Annotated in this window: 14 protein-coding genes; 8 read left to right on the plus strand and 6 right to left on the minus strand. The window is 66.6% G+C overall.

The genetic code is table 11. The features are described from left to right. Positions 1–14: 14 nt before the first annotated feature. Positions 15–494: a DUF3093 domain-containing protein gene (locus AB0L63_RS21005; RefSeq protein WP_364503269.1), complete on the minus strand. Its 480-nt coding sequence runs from the start codon at positions 492–494 to the stop codon at positions 15–17. Positions 495–653: 159 nt separating this feature from the next. On the opposite strand from AB0L63_RS21005, the gene dut reads away from it, so the two are divergent. Next, entirely contained in the window at positions 654–1151 is a 498-nt protein-coding gene (gene dut / locus AB0L63_RS21010; protein WP_364503272.1) for a dUTP diphosphatase, read from the plus strand. Further along, positions 1151–2158, plus strand: coding sequence for a DUF3710 domain-containing protein (locus AB0L63_RS21015; protein ID WP_364503275.1), 1008 nt, complete (start codon positions 1151–1153; stop codon positions 2156–2158). The genes dut and AB0L63_RS21015 overlap by 1 nt, the downstream gene beginning before the upstream one ends. Here AB0L63_RS21015 and AB0L63_RS21020 read toward each other — a convergent pair. After that, positions 2155–2871, minus strand: a complete 717-nt coding sequence (locus AB0L63_RS21020) for an alpha/beta hydrolase (protein ID WP_364503278.1) — start codon at positions 2869–2871, stop codon at positions 2155–2157. The genes AB0L63_RS21015 and AB0L63_RS21020 overlap by 4 nt on opposite strands. Positions 2872–3001: 130 nt before the next feature. Between AB0L63_RS21020 and AB0L63_RS21025 the strand changes: the two genes are divergently transcribed. The 3 genes from AB0L63_RS21025 (at position 3002) to shbA (ending at position 4906) form a co-directional block, all read left to right on the plus strand. Beyond that, on the plus strand, positions 3002–3379 hold the full coding sequence (locus tag AB0L63_RS21025) for an OB-fold nucleic acid binding domain-containing protein (protein ID WP_040692536.1): 378 nt from the start codon (positions 3002–3004) through the stop codon (positions 3377–3379). 3 nt (positions 3380–3382) lie between these two features. Next, on the plus strand, positions 3383–4111 hold the full coding sequence (locus AB0L63_RS21030) for a DUF3159 domain-containing protein (RefSeq protein WP_364503281.1): 729 nt from the start codon (positions 3383–3385) through the stop codon (positions 4109–4111). Positions 4112–4270: 159 nt separating this feature from the next. Continuing rightward, entirely contained in the window at positions 4271–4906 is a 636-nt protein-coding gene (gene shbA, locus AB0L63_RS21035; RefSeq protein ID WP_364503284.1) for an RNA polymerase sigma factor ShbA, read from the plus strand. Positions 4907–4941: 35 nt separating this feature from the next. Here the strand turns inward: shbA and AB0L63_RS21040 are convergent, their stop codons facing one another. Next, positions 4942–5613 carry a TrkA family potassium uptake protein gene (locus AB0L63_RS21040; RefSeq protein WP_364503287.1) on the minus strand — a complete coding sequence of 224 codons (672 nt, stop codon included), beginning with the start codon at positions 5611–5613 and terminating at the stop codon, positions 4942–4944. A gap of 1 nt (position 5614) precedes the next feature. Next, positions 5615–6280, minus strand: coding sequence for a TrkA family potassium uptake protein (locus AB0L63_RS21045; RefSeq protein ID WP_364503290.1), 666 nt, complete (start codon positions 6278–6280; stop codon positions 5615–5617). A gap of 243 nt (positions 6281–6523) precedes the next feature. Between AB0L63_RS21045 and AB0L63_RS21050 the strand changes: the two genes are divergently transcribed. Together AB0L63_RS21050 and AB0L63_RS21055 are read left to right on the plus strand one after the other, a co-directional pair. Beyond that, entirely contained in the window at positions 6524–8512 is a 1989-nt protein-coding gene (locus tag AB0L63_RS21050; RefSeq protein ID WP_364503293.1) for an APC family permease, read from the plus strand. Further along, the gene (locus tag AB0L63_RS21055; protein WP_364503296.1) at positions 8509–10026 is read left to right on the plus strand and encodes a TRAM domain-containing protein; all 1518 of its coding nucleotides are present in this window, start codon (positions 8509–8511) and stop codon (positions 10024–10026) included. The genes AB0L63_RS21050 and AB0L63_RS21055 overlap by 4 nt, the downstream gene beginning before the upstream one ends. Before the next feature lie 120 nt (positions 10027–10146). Here AB0L63_RS21055 and AB0L63_RS21060 read toward each other — a convergent pair whose 3' ends face one another. Then, positions 10147–10830 (minus strand): SIMPL domain-containing protein, encoded by a 684-nt coding sequence (locus AB0L63_RS21060; protein ID WP_364503299.1) that lies wholly within the window; start codon positions 10828–10830, stop codon positions 10147–10149. Between the two features lie 78 nt (positions 10831–10908). Then, entirely contained in the window at positions 10909–12774 is a 1866-nt protein-coding gene (glsA, locus tag AB0L63_RS21065; RefSeq protein WP_364503302.1) for a glutaminase A, read from the minus strand. Positions 12775–12976: 202 nt separating this feature from the next. On the opposite strand from glsA, the gene dxs reads away from it, so the two are divergent. Further along, a complete protein-coding gene (gene dxs / locus AB0L63_RS21070) occupies positions 12977–14875 on the plus strand; it encodes a 1-deoxy-D-xylulose-5-phosphate synthase (RefSeq protein WP_364503305.1) in 1899 nt (632 codons plus the stop codon). Positions 14876–14943 lie beyond the last annotated feature (68 nt).

Below are 14943 nucleotides of genomic sequence, written 5' to 3' on the forward strand. Positions count from 1 at the left end.
CGGCACGCCCGGCTTCAGCCAGGTATGCCAAGCGCGGCCAATACCCGGTCCGGCCGTCGCGTACTGATCAGCCAGTACGGCGTCGGATCGTCCGGGTCGTCGAGTACAAGTAGCACCATCGGCCCCACCCATGGCCGATGGTGGACATAGGCGGCGGGGTCGAGCTGGCGGCCCAACGCTGCGCTCTTGGCGGTGGGGGCCACCGTGGCCGATTTGGCCACGAAATTCACCGGCAGATGTGCGTGATCGGCGCGGAGTTCACGGATGCCGGAGGCATCCTCGGCGACCTCCACCCGATGGCGACTCAGCCACAACAACACCCACACCGGCATGGGAAACAACAACGCGTAGGGCAACCAGGCGCGCAGGCCCGGTGCGGCCATATGGATTTCGGCGGCTAGCAACCCCGTGATGCCGAACGCGATCGGCCACCACCACAGCGGCACCCACAGGCGCTCGCGGTAGGGCTCGAAGCTTCGGGGTTGTTGGTCCATAGTCACTGGGTTGGGCTGGTCCGACACGACTCAACACTAATTCACTGAGGTCGAGGGCATACGCGTAGGCTCGGGCAATGTGAGCGAGCGCAGCGAGCGATTAATCAACACAGCAACCTGGGCGGTTATGACGGAGCCGAGTGTTAGCGAGGCGCAGTCATGAGCGCCCTTGCACCGATACCTTTGCTGCGGCTTGATCCCGGCATCCCCGTGCCGACGCGTGCCCACCACGGCGACGCGGGCGTGGACCTGTGCACCACAGAGGACGTCATCATCGAACCGGGGGAACGTGTGCTGGTCGGCACCGGCGTCGCGGTCGCACTGCCGGTCGGCACGGTCGGCCTGATCCATCCCAGGTCCGGGCTGGCCGCGAAAACCGGTCTGTCCGTGGTGAATACGCCGGGCACCGTCGATGCGGGCTATCGGGGCGAAATCAAGGTGTGCCTGATCAATCACGATCCGCGCACCCCGATCGAATTGCGCCGCGGAGATAGGATCGCGCAGCTGCTGGTGCAGCGGGTGGAACTGGTCGATTTCGTGGAGGTCGATGTCCTCGACGACACCACACGGGGTGCGGGCGGATATGGGTCGAGCGGTGGCCATGCGAGTCTGGCCGCGCCGGCCGACGAGGCGGGCACGCTCGGCAAGGAGGCATGATGGGAATGTTCGGGAAGAGACACAAGTCCGGCGGACGTGACGAGTACGCCGAGGATCGCTACGACGACGATTACGCCGACGAATACCGCGAGTACGCCGCCTACGGCGACGCGGATTACGACGATGAGCCGATCACGGACGAGAACCCCATCATCGATCCGATCACGGACGAGAATCCCATTATCGATCCGATCACCGACGAGAATCCGATCGTCCCAGCCGATTACATCGCTGCGCACTACCGTGACGAACCCGATTACGACGACGGACCGGATGACGACTACGACGATGACAACGTCGCGGAGATGCCGAAATCTGGCCCGTACGACTACGACGAGGTCGCCGAGCTGCTGGACAACGTCTCCGATCAGCGCCTCGATCTGGGCTCGGTGATCCTGCCGGTGCCACCCGGCGGCCAATTGCAGGTCGAGATGACTCCGGACGGCACGCCGCAGGCGGTGCACCTGGCGACCGAACACGGTCGGATCACCGTCGCGGCCTATGCCGCGCCCAAGTCGGCGGGCCAATGGCGTTCGGTGGCAGCGGATCTCGCCGAATCGCTACGCAAGGACGGCGCCAGGGTCGCGGTGGAGACCGGACCGTGGGGCCGGGAAGTGCTCGCCATCACCGAGGGCGCGGATCTGCGCTTCATCGGGGTGGATGGTCCGCGATGGATGGTGCGACTGGTGGCCGCGGGTCCGCAGGGCGCGGCCGATGACGGCGCTCCGCTGGTGCGGGCCGCGCGTGCGATCTTGACCGAGACCGTGATTCGACGCGGTGAGAATCCGATGCCGGTGCGTGAACCGCTGGCCGTCGTGCTGCCACCGGAGCTGGCCGAGCAACTGGCCGCCGCGCATCAGGCGCAGGTGGAGGCCCAGCAGCAGGCATTGGCCGCACAGCAGGCCGCTGTCCAGCCCACACCCCAGCCGCTGATACCGCCGAGCATGCCGAATGAACCGCGCCGCGGCGCGGACGGCTCCGCCATGCAGCAGCTCGGTCTGAACTAGAACGCAGCGAGTCCCGCGGTTCCGAGAATCGCGGGATCCGCACCGAGCTCATCGAGGGTGATCCGGATCAACGCGGCACGCGGGATCAGCTCGGCCCATTCCTCGGCGACCGACAACGGATGCACCGGATCGTCGACGGCGGTGACGATCGCGACGGGCACCTCGACGGTGCCGAGGCGTTCGGCATCGGGCCACTTGTAGTCGGCCGCCTCCTGCAGCGCCGCCGGCAGTTGCGGCCATTGCGAATGCCAGGACTGGGTGAGCGCGTCGGCGAGCCAGCGCGGACTGCTCGCGCGCATCCGTGCCACGACCGTGTCGAGACCGTCCGCACGCAACTGGGCCGCGGTGGCGGCGGCGCTCAGCGCGGCCGGGCAGGCGGCGGTATCGGGTCCGGTCCAGGCCGGTAGCGCCGCCACGACGCCGGCTGCCGCCTCCGGATGTTCAGCCGCCCATTCGAGCGCGACCGCCGCACCGAGGGAGATCCCGGTGGCCAGGACCTTGCCGCGGCCGGCGGCTGCGTCGAGCGCCGCCCGGTAGCTGGCAACTACTCCGCACGGATCGGGTTCGACGGCGATGAATTCGATTCCGCGTGCCGCACAAGCCGGTCCGAAGGCACGGCGCGCGAAGTCGGAATCCGAGCCGGTTCCTGGCAACGCCACGGCGATCGGGGCGCGGCGGCCGAGGTCCGGCGCGAAATGTGGGGAGTCGAACACCGGTCCGAGCGTAGCGGGGGGAGGGTTGCGCATCTACAGTGGCGGGTATACGGCCAATAGCCGGTCGTTACCGGAACAACCACGATGACGTGTGACCCACGTCGTCTTGCTCCACGCAGGAGAGCGTTACATGTCATCCGCTGCCTCAGGTTATTTTCGCCGGCTGAGCCGCAGGCTGACCGAAGATATCGATCAATTGGACGCCGAGGAACTCGCCGAATCGGCTGATGCGTCAGGTGCCTGCCGGGCTTCGGACTGTCAGCGCGGTGACGAGGCCACCATGCTCGGCCGACTACGCAGTGTCGAGGCGTGTCCGAAGTCCGTCGGCGCCAGTGTGCAGGCAGAGTTCTTCGACGGCACCGATGCCATCAGTCTGGTGTGGATCGGTCGCCGACGCATTCCCGGTATCGAACCGGGACGCAAAATCCTCGTCCGCGGTCGAGTAGGTGACCGGGATGGCCGTAAAGTGATCTACAACCCCTACTACGAACTGCGTGAGAACAGCTGACGTATGCCATCGAGCAACGAGAACGCCGCCGAGATCCACACCCAAGGTCGTGAGCCGTTCGACGCGGGCCCAACCGACGTCGTGGATCGCTTTGTCGACGCGGAAACCGAAGAGGCCGAACAAACCCTGCTCGAGCAGTTGGGCGGTTTCAGCGGCCTGATCTACTCGACCCTGCCGGTGCTGGTCTTCGTGCCCATGAACACCTTTGCCGGGCTCACTGTGGCGATCTGGTCGGCACTCGGCGTGGCCGCCGCGATTCTGGTGTGGCGGCTGGTGCGGCGCAGTCCCATCCAGCCCGCGATCTCCGGTTTTCTCGGGGTGGGCATCTGCGCGTTCATCGCCTATCGGATGGGTGAGGCGAAGGGCTTCTTCCTGTTCGGCATCTACACCAGCCTGGTGTACGCCGGGGTGTTCCTGGTGTCGATGCTGGTGCGCTGGCCGCTGGTCGGCGTGGTCTGGGGTGTGCTCAACGGCCACGGCACCGAATGGCGGTCCGATCGCCGCGTCGTGTGTCTCTACGACCTCGCGACCACCACCTGGGTGGTCGTGTTCGGCGCGCGCTATCTGGTGCAGTCACAGCTCTACGACACCGATCGCACCGGCTGGCTGGCCTTCGCACGCATCGCGATGGGCTGGCCGCTGACCGCCGTCGCGCTGGCCGTCACCGTGTGGGCGGTGCGCCGGGCCGGACATCTGCCGGTGAGCCGGGGTACGGCCGCCGAAACGGCCTAGAGATTCCCGCCCCCGTCTTCGAGGGGGCGCGCCGGGGTGTCAACGAATCGCCGCCGGAGGTGGGGGAGTACCCACCCTGGGGTGCCTGGTTGGGCCATCGAGTTCGTCAGACGATCAGTGCAAGCAAGAAAGCACGATCGACGAGGAAGGACTCGGAAGTTGGCTACCGAGCACAACATTGCGGCGCCGTCGAAGAAACAACCCGACCACAATCCGGCCCTGTCGGAGAGCCGTCGAGTATCGGCCGAACTGGATAAGTTGATCGGTCCGGCCGCCGCGGGCGACCGTGCAGCGGTCGCCGAGATCATCCGGCTGATCCACCCGATCGTGCGCCGGTATTGCGGTGCGCGCCTTGGCAATACCGCACATCTGTACGTCACGGCCGACGATGTGGGGCAGGAGGTCCTGCTGGCCACCGTCAATGCCATTCCGCGCTATCGCGATCAGGGCAAGTCGTTCCTGGCCTTCGTCTACGGAATCGCGGCCAATAAAGTGGCCGACGCGTTCCGGCGTTCGCAGCTGCACCCGATGTACCCGGTCGACGAGGTGCCCGATACTGCATCGACCGCCGCCGGTCCGGAGGAATGGGCGATCGCGTCCGAACGTCGCGAGGCCACCCGGGAATTGATGAAGATCCTGGCCCCCGCCCACCGCGAGGTACTGGTGATGCGGATCGTGCTCGGCTGGACCGCGGCGCAGACCGCCGAGGCCATCGGCACCAGTCCCGGCGTGGTTCGGGTGATGCAGCATCGCGCGCTGAACAAGCTGCGCGCGCAGCTCGCGGCCGCATCCTGAGGGCGGAGCTGATCCGCATCAGCCCCGTCGGGGAGTCAGGGCTTGATGCCGTGCGTGGCCAGCGCCACCCGCAGGTCTTCCTCGGCCTCCACGGAGGTCACGAACAACAGCTCGTCATCGCCCTCGAAGGGGTCGTCGGGCTGCGGCACGATCACCCGGCCACCGCGCAGAATCGTCACCAGTGCGGCGTCGCGCGGCAGGGTGAGCGTGCGGACCGGCCTGCCCGCCAACGCGGTGTCGCTGGGCAGGGTGATCTCGACCAGATTGGCCTGACCCTGCCGCAGCGTCATCAACCGAACCAGATCGCCGACCGAGACCGCCTCCTCCACCAGCGAGGCGAGCAGCCGCGGCGTCGACACTGCGACATCGACACCCCAGGAGGCGTCGAAGAGCCATTCATTGCGCGGGTCGTTGACGCGCGCCACCACCCGGCGCACACCGAATTCGGTCTTGGCGAGCAGGCTGTGCACCAGATTCGCTTTATCGTCGCCGGTGGCGGCGATGACGACCTCGTAGGTCTGCAGACCCGCGTCCTCGAGCAGCGCCAGTTCGCATGCGTCGGCATGGACCCAGACGGCATCCGGGATGGCGGCAGGGTCGATGTGGTCGAGCTGGCGCTCGAGCAGCATTACCCGATGGCCGCCGCGCAATAGCTCCCTGGCTATCGATCGGCCGACGGCGCCGGCTCCGGCGATCGCCACTTTCATTTCAGTCCTCGCTTGCTGGGGGCTTACCGGCCAAGGCGACGGCCTCGCCGACGGAGCCGGAGGTGGCTGCGACATAGACGATGTCGTCGGCTTGGACCACGGTCTTGCTGTCGGGCAGCAGGCCCTGACCGAACCGGATGATGAATGCGACCCTGGCGCCCACATTGCGCTCCAGATCGCGCACGGTGCGCCCGTACCACTCCTCGTGCAATACCAATTGGGCCACCGCGACGGTGCCCGTCGGATCACGCCAGGTGGTGGTGCCACCGTCCCCAATCAGCGTGGTCAGGAAGCGGTCGGTGGACCATGGCACGGTGGCGATGGTCGGAATGCCGAGGCGCTCGTAGACGGCGGCGCGTTTGGCGTCGTAGATGCGTGCGACCACACGCTGCACGCCGAACGTTTCTCGGGCCACCCGCGCGGAGATGATGTTGGAGTTGTCGCCGGAGGAGACCGCGGCGAAGGCATCGGCCCGCTCGATTCCCGCGCGGGTCAGCACATCCCGGTCGAAGCCGACGCCGACCACCCGCTCGCCGGGGAAGTCCTCGCCGAGGCGCAGGAAGGCGCTGGGGTCCCGGTCGATCACGGTGACCTCATGGCCGACTCGGACCAGGGCGCGTGCCAGGGACGAGCCGACCCGTCCGCAACCCATGATCACTATGTACACCGCAACCTCGTTCCTGGAAACTGTGTTCAATTGGCGGCGCTCGCGAGCCCTGCGTGGCTACGCAAGCTTCCTCTTCCGGGCCGTGAACTCACGCCGCAGGGCGTTCGGTTTGCTCTCTCTGGCATCGAACCGTACCCGCCGGATGTTTCCATGGCCCAACTTCCCCCTCCGCCGGTAGACCAAACATACGTCGCGAACCGGCCGAGGGAGCGCTCCATCCTGCGGGGATCTATGCTCGATCCGGTGTCCAAGTTGACGACGGCAGCCAAACGTGTGCTGCTGGGCAGGCCTTTCCGTAGCGATGCGCTGGGCCATACCCTGCTGCCGAAGCGAATCGCACTCCCGGTGTTCGCCTCCGACGCGATGTCCTCGGTGGCGTACGCACCGGAGGAAATCTTCCTCGTCCTTTCGGCGGCAGGCATTTCGGCCTACGTCTATGCGCCCTGGGTGGGTCTGGCCGTCGCATTCGTGATGGCGGTGGTGGTCGCCAGCTATCGGCAGAATGTGCACGCCTACCCTTCCGGCGGTGGTGACTACGAGGTAGCCACCACGAATCTCGGGCCCAATGCCGGGCTCACCGTCGGCAGTGCGCTGCTGGTCGACTATGTGCTCACCGTGGCGGTATCGATCTCCTCGGCGGCGTCGAATATCGGGTCGGCGATACCGTTCGTCGCCGACCACAAGGTGTTGTTCGCGGTGGTCGCCATCGCCGTGCTGACATCGATCAATCTGCGCGGCATCCGGGAATCGGGTGTCACCTTCGCGATTCCGACCTACGCCTTCATCTTCGGTGTGTTCGCGATGCTGGGGTGGGGACTGTTCCGCATCTTCGTGCTCGGCGACGATCTGCGCGCCGAATCGGCGGGCTTCCAGCTCAATGCCGAGGAGGAGCACCTATACGGACTCGCGTTCGCCTTCCTGATCGCGCGGTCGTTCTCCTCCGGCTGCGCCGCATTGACCGGTGTCGAGGCGATCAGCAATGGTGTGCCCGCATTCCGGAAACCCAAGTCGCGCAATGCCGCGACCACGCTGCTGATGCTCGGCAGCATCGCGATCGCACTGCTCATGGGCATCATCATCCTGGCCCAGAAGATCGGGATCGTGTACGCGCACGACGAATCCGAGTTGATCGGCGCGCCCGCGGGCTATCACCAGAAGACGCTGATCGCGCAGCTGGCCGAGACCATATTCCACGGGTTCCCGCTCGGCTTCTACTTCATCACCACGGTGACCGCGCTGATCCTGGTGCTCGCGGCGAACACCGCGTTCAACGGCTTCCCGGTGCTGGGTTCGATTCTGGCGCAGGACCGTTACCTGCCGCGGCAGTTGCATACTCGCGGCGACCGGTTGGCGTTCAGCAACGGCATCCTGTTTCTCGCAGGTGCGGCCATCGCCTTCGTCGTGCTGTTCGGCGCCGAGGTGACCAAGCTCATCCAGCTGTACATCGTCGGGGTGTTCGTCTCGTTCGTGCTCAGCCAGACCGGCATGCTGCGGCACTGGACCCGGTTGTTGCGCACCGAAACCGATCCATCGCAGCGAGCGCGGATGATGCGTTCGCGGGTGATCAACGCGATCGGGCTCAGCGCCACCGGGACGGTGCTGGTCATCGTGCTGATCACCAAGTTCTTCGCCGGCGCCTGGATCGCGATCTGCACCATGGTTGCGATCTTCGTTGTGATGAAACTCATTCGACGGCACTACGATTCGGTTTCCCGCGAACTCGATGAGCACGAATGGGACGGCGTACTACCGAGTCGGTCGCATTCGATCGTGTTGGTATCCAAACTGCACCTGCCGACGCGTCGGGCGTTGGCGTACGCACGCGCGACGCGCCCCGATACCTTGGAGGCCGTGACGGTGAACGTCGACGACGCCGATACCAGGGCACTGGTACGGGAGTGGGAGCGCAGCGATATCACGGTGCCGCTCAAGGTGATCGAATCGCCCTATCGCGAAATCACCAAGCCGGTACTGGATTACGTCAAGCGGGTGCGGCGCGATTCGCCGCGTGATGTGGTGACCGTATTCATTCCGGAATACGTTGTCGGACACTGGTGGGAGCAGATTCTGCACAACCAGAGCGCGTTGCGGCTGAAGGGCAGGTTGCTGTTCGAGCCGGGTGTCATGGTGACGAGTGTGCCGTGGCAGCTGACGTCGTCCGCGAAGGCCAGGCAGGCGGGTGTGGTGAATGCGCCGGGTGCGGTGCGGCGCGGGTATGAGGACCGAGGATGACCGACTGGCGTTCGAACACCTTCGAGGTGCGGCTCGGGCCCCCCGGGCACGGCGGATTCTGTGTCGCACGGCATGAGGGCCGAGTGGTCTTCGTGCGCCATGGGCTGCCCGATGAGCTGGTTCGAGTGCGGGTCACCGAGGATCGCGGGGGTTCGTTCTGCCGGGCCGATGCGATCGAGATTCTGGAGCCATCCCCGGATCGCGTCCCCGCCACATGTCCTGTTTCGGGTCCCGGCGGCGCGGGCTGCTGCGATTTCTCCTTCGCCACCCCGGCGGCGCAGCGGGGACTGAAGGCGGTAGTGGTCGCGGAGCAGTTGCGTCGCATCGCGGGAATCGAACGGGATATCGTCGTGGAGCCGATCGCCGGATATCCGGCCGACGCCACGGGCGGCTGGCGCACCCGCGTCCGCTTGGTCGTCGACGCCGAGGGTCGAGCCGGAGTGCACGGATACCGCAGCACCGAAGTGATCACCGATCTGCGCTGCCCCCAGCCGGTTCCCGGTGCGATGGATAGTATCGCGGACCGACTGTGGACGCCCGGTGCGGATCTGGTGATCGCGGTGGACGGAGATGGGATGCGACACATCGTCGAGCTGGCCCCGTCAACGGTCGCGGGTCGGGCCGAGCGTGGGAGTGAACGGCCCTCGGCGCGAGGTGGGGATCGGCGCGGCAAACGGGAGACAGACCGCAGCTCAGGAAAACGGCGCGGCGCGGCGCGAGGACCCGGTGGCGACCGAAGCAGTGCCGAGTGGTCGCACACCGGCGCACGCGGGCACCGCGACGAAGGCCAACGGGATGGGTCGGAATGGCGGCGTCCCGATGACGGTGACGGCTCGCGCGGCAGCGATCGGCCCGGATCGGTTGGGGGCGAGGGGGTTCGGCGGCGGGCTGCGGCGCGGCGGGCGGCGACGCATGCGGCTCGGGACGAGTGGGTGATGGGCGGAAGCGGTCGGACGGTCGAATATGTGGCCGGGCGGCGGTGGGAGCTGGCGGCGACCGGGTTCTGGCAGGCGCATCGTGGTGCGGCGCAATGTTATTCGGATCTGGTCGCTGGCTGGGCCGGGCTCGGTTTCGGGGGGCGGGCCTGGGATCTGTACAGCGGCGTCGGGGTTTTCGCGGCCGCGTTGGCCGGACAGGTCGGTCCGACCGGTTCGGTGCTCGCGGTGGAATCTACGCGGTCCGCGGTCGCCGACGGCAATGCAGCGCTGCGCGATCTGCCCTGGCTCGACCTGCGCGCCCAGCGTGTCGAACACTGGCTGGGCGAACACGCCAGTAGCGCCGCCCCGGATGTGGTCGTCCTGGATCCACCCCGTGCGGGCGCGGGTAAAGAGGTCGTCACCGCCGTGACCACCAGCGGCCCGTCCCGGATCATCCACATCGGCTGCGATCCGGCCGCCTTCGCCCGTGACCTCGGCCTCTACCGGTCGGCGGGCTACCACCTCGCCCAGCTGCGCGCTTTCGATGCGTTCCCGGCCACCCACCACGTCGAATGCCTCGCCCTCCTCGAGCGTTGACCCGTCATGCCATGGCCCGCACAGGCTGATCAAGATCAGGTGGAATCCCCATGGCGGCATTCGTCGATCAGACACGATCAGGCCCTCCCTACGCCCAAGCAAGAGTTAGGTCAGATTGAATCAGCCGAGCTGCCAGGTCGCGCGGATGGTCGCCGAGATTTCGGATTCGCCGAGTTCGACGGGAACCGGCGCACCACCGTACGACTCGTTCAGTGGGGCCGATACGGCCATGAGCCGGGGCGTGGCGGGCGGGGCGGAGGTGGTGTTCTCGGTGATTTCGAGGACCGGTCCGAGGGTGCGCTGCGCACGGTCCGCATACTGTTCGGCCTTGGCGAGCGCATTGTCCCAAGCGGCATCGCGAGCGCGGATGAGCAGGCTCTCCCGATCGGCGAAACCGAGATCGAGACCGCCGAGGCGGACATCGTCACCACCGGCGTCGACACAGTTGGCGATGATCGTGGCGGGGCCTGGATCGGCCGTTTCGCCGATATCACGCAGCACGACGGTGAGATCGGTGGTCGCGATATAGCCAGTGATCTTGGAGCCACCGCCTTCGAGCCATACGGTGTCGGTGCGCACCGACAGTCCGCTGGTGGCGATATCGGTGCCGGGAACGCCATCGGAGCGCAGCGAATCGGTGACGGCGGCGACGCGCTCACCAGCCTGACCGTAGGCCAGCGCGACCTTGCTGGCCCGGGTTTCGATGGAAATGGTGACGCGCATCAGATCAGGGGTGGCACGGGCGCTGCCGAACCCGAAGGTGGTGACCGTGCCCGCGGTGTCGTCGGACTTGTTCTTGCTCACGGCGCTCTCCTGACTTCATCGGTTTCCGATACAACGGTCGCTGCGTCGGAAATGTCCCCTTGGGCCGGGCGAAACCGGTCAATAATCGCCGCCGCGCACGGCGATCGCGCGCACGGCCGCATCCATCTGCGCATATGCGCCGACGGCCAGTCGCTCTAGCAGTGCGAGCTTCAGTGCTGGTGCTCGCTCGGTCAGCACGTCGAACCGCTCCGGACGCAGCACCGCGACGCGCACCGGACTTTCGGCACGTGCCTCGTTCACGAACGGTGTCCCGACCAGCATCGGGATCTCGCCGAAAGACATTCCCGCCGTAAGTGATACCAGCCGATGAATTCGGGCATCCGTGCCCTCGAAGGTGATCCGGACCCGGCCCTCGAGAATCAGATACAAACCGGAGCGGGTGCTGCCGCTCGCGGCGATGACCTCGCCGCGAGCGATGGTGCGCACCTCGAAATCCTTGGCCAACCGAGCGCGATCGTCCGGCGCGAGTGCAGCGAGCGCTGGGTGGTCCTCGATCGGCAGGGACGTGCACGCCGGTTCGTCGGCGGGCCGATGGTGGTCGAGGACGATGTCCTCGCACCATTCGGTCGCGATATCGCGATCGATGAATACCCGCCCGCGCGGGTCGGCCGGATCGAGGCTGGAGACCAGATGCCCCAGTTTGCCGTCCGGGTCGACAATGGCGACGCGGCATCCGGTCGCGGCGAGTTCGGACTGCAGCGCATCGAGCATCCGCATCGCGATCCGGCTCACCTCGCCGACCCGCCGCAGGTCCACGACCAGTGCCTCCAATTCGCGCGCCTGCTCCTCGATCGCGCGCACCGTCCGCTCCGCACCCGCGAAGAGTAGGTCGCCGTGCAGTTCGTAGACGCGGGCCCGGTGCCCGTATTCGGCGAGAACGTCCAACTCATCGGTAGTGCGTCGCAGCCGCGACGGCACCTCGGCCACCGTGTACGCGGCCCGGATCGCGGTGCGTGCGGACCGGGTGACGTGCAGGAAGTGCAATTCGAGCCGCTGCGAAAGGGCCCGGCAGGCCGCGGCACCGCGCACGCTGTTGCCGTGTGGATCCAACCGAGGGGAGTAGACGGCGATGCCGATCTGGCCGGGCAGTACGGCCAGGATGCCGCCGCCGACACCGCTCTTGGCAGGTAGGCCGACGGTGGCCACCCAGTCGCCCGCGGCGTTGTACATGCCGCAGGTGGTCATCACGCTGAGCACGCGTTCGGTGAGCGTCGCGGTCAGCGCACGTTCGTGGGTCAGCGGGTTGAGTCCGTTATTGGCCAGGGTCGCGGCCATCAGCGCGAGGTCACGGCAGGTGACATCGATCGAGCACTGTCGGAAGTATCGGTCGACCGCCTCGTCCGGATCGGATTCGATGACGCCGAAGGAGCGCAGCATGTAGCCGATGGCGCGATTGCGGAATCCGGTGCGTGCCTCCGATGCGTACACCGCCTCGTTCATGCTGAGTTCGCGGCCGGCGAAGCGGGAGTAGCAGCGCCGGATGCGTTCGAAGCGGTCGGCCGAATCGTGGCCGTTGATGAGTGCGGCCGCGGTGATGGCGCCGGCGTTGATCATCGGATTGCGTGGGCGTTCGGTCACCGGGTCCAGGCTGATCTCGTTGTACGCGTCGCCGGAGGGTTCGATATCGATATGTTCGTCGACGGTCGCGATGCCCCGATCGGCCAGTGCGAGCGCGTAGGTGAAGGGTTTGGAGATCGACTGGATGGTGAACTCGGTGGTGACGTCGCCGGTACCGTAGACGCGCCCATCCGCGGTGGCCAGGCACAGTCCGAACGAATCGGGTTGTACGGCAGCCAGTTCGGGGATGTAGTCGGCGAGTTCCCCGGAATCGTCGGCGCGGCACAATTCGTAGACATCGGTGACGATGCGTGCCACGACGCCGGGGTCGGCCGTTTGCGGAACCTTCTGCTCGGGCAGGGCCACAGGTCCACTCTAAGCTGGGTAACGTCGGGCGGACCGGCGAACTCGTCCGCCCGAGCATGTCTTCGGATGGGCCGGCGATTCGTGTGGAGGCTCACACTTCTGCGCGAAGTCGACTGGTGGCGAGACATTGTCGTGCGGAGCCGCTGGCGCGGCTCCGTAGACTGATCGGATCAGATGCGTTATCCGGAGGGAGCGAGTTCACGTGGGAGTGCTTTCCCGGGTCGATACACCCGAAGATTTGCGACGGCTCACCGTTGCCGAATTGGGTGAACTGGCGGAGGAGATTCGCGAGTTCCTGGTGCAGAAGGTCGCTGTCACCGGCGGGCACCTCGGCCCCAATCTCGGTGTGGTCGAACTGACGATCGCACTGCACCGGATCTTCGACTCGCCGGCCGATCCGTTGATCTTCGACACCGGGCATCAGGCCTACGTTCACAAGATCCTCACCGGTCGCAAGGATCAGTTCGATACGCTGCGCAAGCAGGGTGGGTTGTCCGGCTACCCGAGCCGATCCGAGAGCGCCCACGACTGGGTTGAGTCCTCGCACGCCTCGGCCTCGCTGTCCTATGCCGACGGTTTGGCGAAGGCCTTCGCGCTGACCGGGCAGGACCGGCATGTGGTCGCGGTCGTCGGCGACGGCGCGCTTACTGGTGGTATGTGCTGGGAGGCGCTGAACAATATCGCCGCCGCACCGGACCGGCCCGTCGTCGTGGTGGTCAACGACAACGGCCGCTCCTACGCGCCGACCATCGGCGGCCTCGCCGACCGGTTGACCGCGCTGCGCACCCAGCCCGCCTACGAGCACGCGCTGGATGCGGGTAAGCGGATCCTGAAAAGCATACCGGGCGTCGGTGAGTCCGCGTACTCGATGGTGCATGCGGTGAAAGCCGGGATCAAGGATGCGGTGAGCCCGCAGGAGCTGTTCAGTGATCTCGGGCTCAAGTATGTCGGGCCGGTGGACGGTCACGACACCGTCGCGTTGGAGGCGGCGCTGCGTCGAGCAAAGGATTTCGGCGGGCCGGTGATCGTGCATGTAGTGACCCAGAAGGGGCGCGGATACTCGCATGCCGAGAACCATGTCGCGGACCAGATGCACGCTTGCGATCCGATCGATCCGCTCACCGGCCGACCGCTCGGCGGGCCGAAGGCGCTCGGCTGGACCTCGGTGTTCTCCCAGGAGCTGATCGCGCATGCGGAGAAGCGTGACGATATCGTCGCGATCACCGCGGCCATGCCAGGACCGACCGGTCTGGCCGCATTCGGGGAACGCTTCCCGGAGCGGATGTTCGATGTCGGCATTGCCGAACAGCATGCGATGGCCTCGGCCGCCGGACTCGCCCTCGGCGGCATGCATCCGGTAGTGGCGATCTACTCGACGTTCCTCAACCGTGCCTTCGACCAGTTGCTGATGGATGTTGCGCTGCTGAAGCAGCCGGTGACGGTGGTGCTGGATCGTGCCGGAATCACCGGCCCGGACGGCGCCTCGCACAATGGCATGTGGGATCTGGCGGTGCTCGGCATCATCCCCGGAATGCGTGTCGCGGCCCCGCGCGATGCGGCGACTTTGCGTGCGGAGTTGGCCGAGGCGCTCGCGGTGAATGACGGACCGACCGCCATTCGTTTCCCGAAGGGCAGTGTGGCCGAGGATATTTCGGCCGTCGAGCGGCTCGACGGGGTCGATGTGCTGCGGCTGCCCGAGCGTGACGGCGGCTCTGCCCGAGCTCAGCGTGGTGATGTGTTGCTTGTCGCGGTCGGGCCTTTCGCGTCGACTGCGGTCGCGGTGGCGAATCTGCTGGAGCCGGAAGGCATTTCGGTCACCGTTATCGATCCGCGTTGGGTGCTGCCGGTTTCCGATACCGTCGTCAAACTCGCTGAGAATTACCGTCTCGTGGTGACTCTGGAAGACGGCGGTTTGCAGGGCGGCATCGGCTCCTCCGTCTCCGCTCGGTTGCGCAGCGCGGGGTTGGATGTGCCGACCCGCGATCTCGGTGTGCCGCAGCACTTCTTGGACCACGCATCGCGCAATGAGGTGCACGAGGAACTCGGGCTGACCGCCCCCGATATCGCCCGCCGCATCTCGGGCTGGCTCGACGCGCGCTGAGCGAGCTTGCTGCTCGGTGCCGACTGGGGTGGGCGGCACCATCATCGGTGCGTTCGACCGGTGATCGC

This window comes from Nocardia sp. NPDC051990, from assembly GCF_040680755.1.
Classification (GTDB): Bacteria; Actinomycetota; Actinomycetes; order Mycobacteriales; family Mycobacteriaceae; genus Nocardia.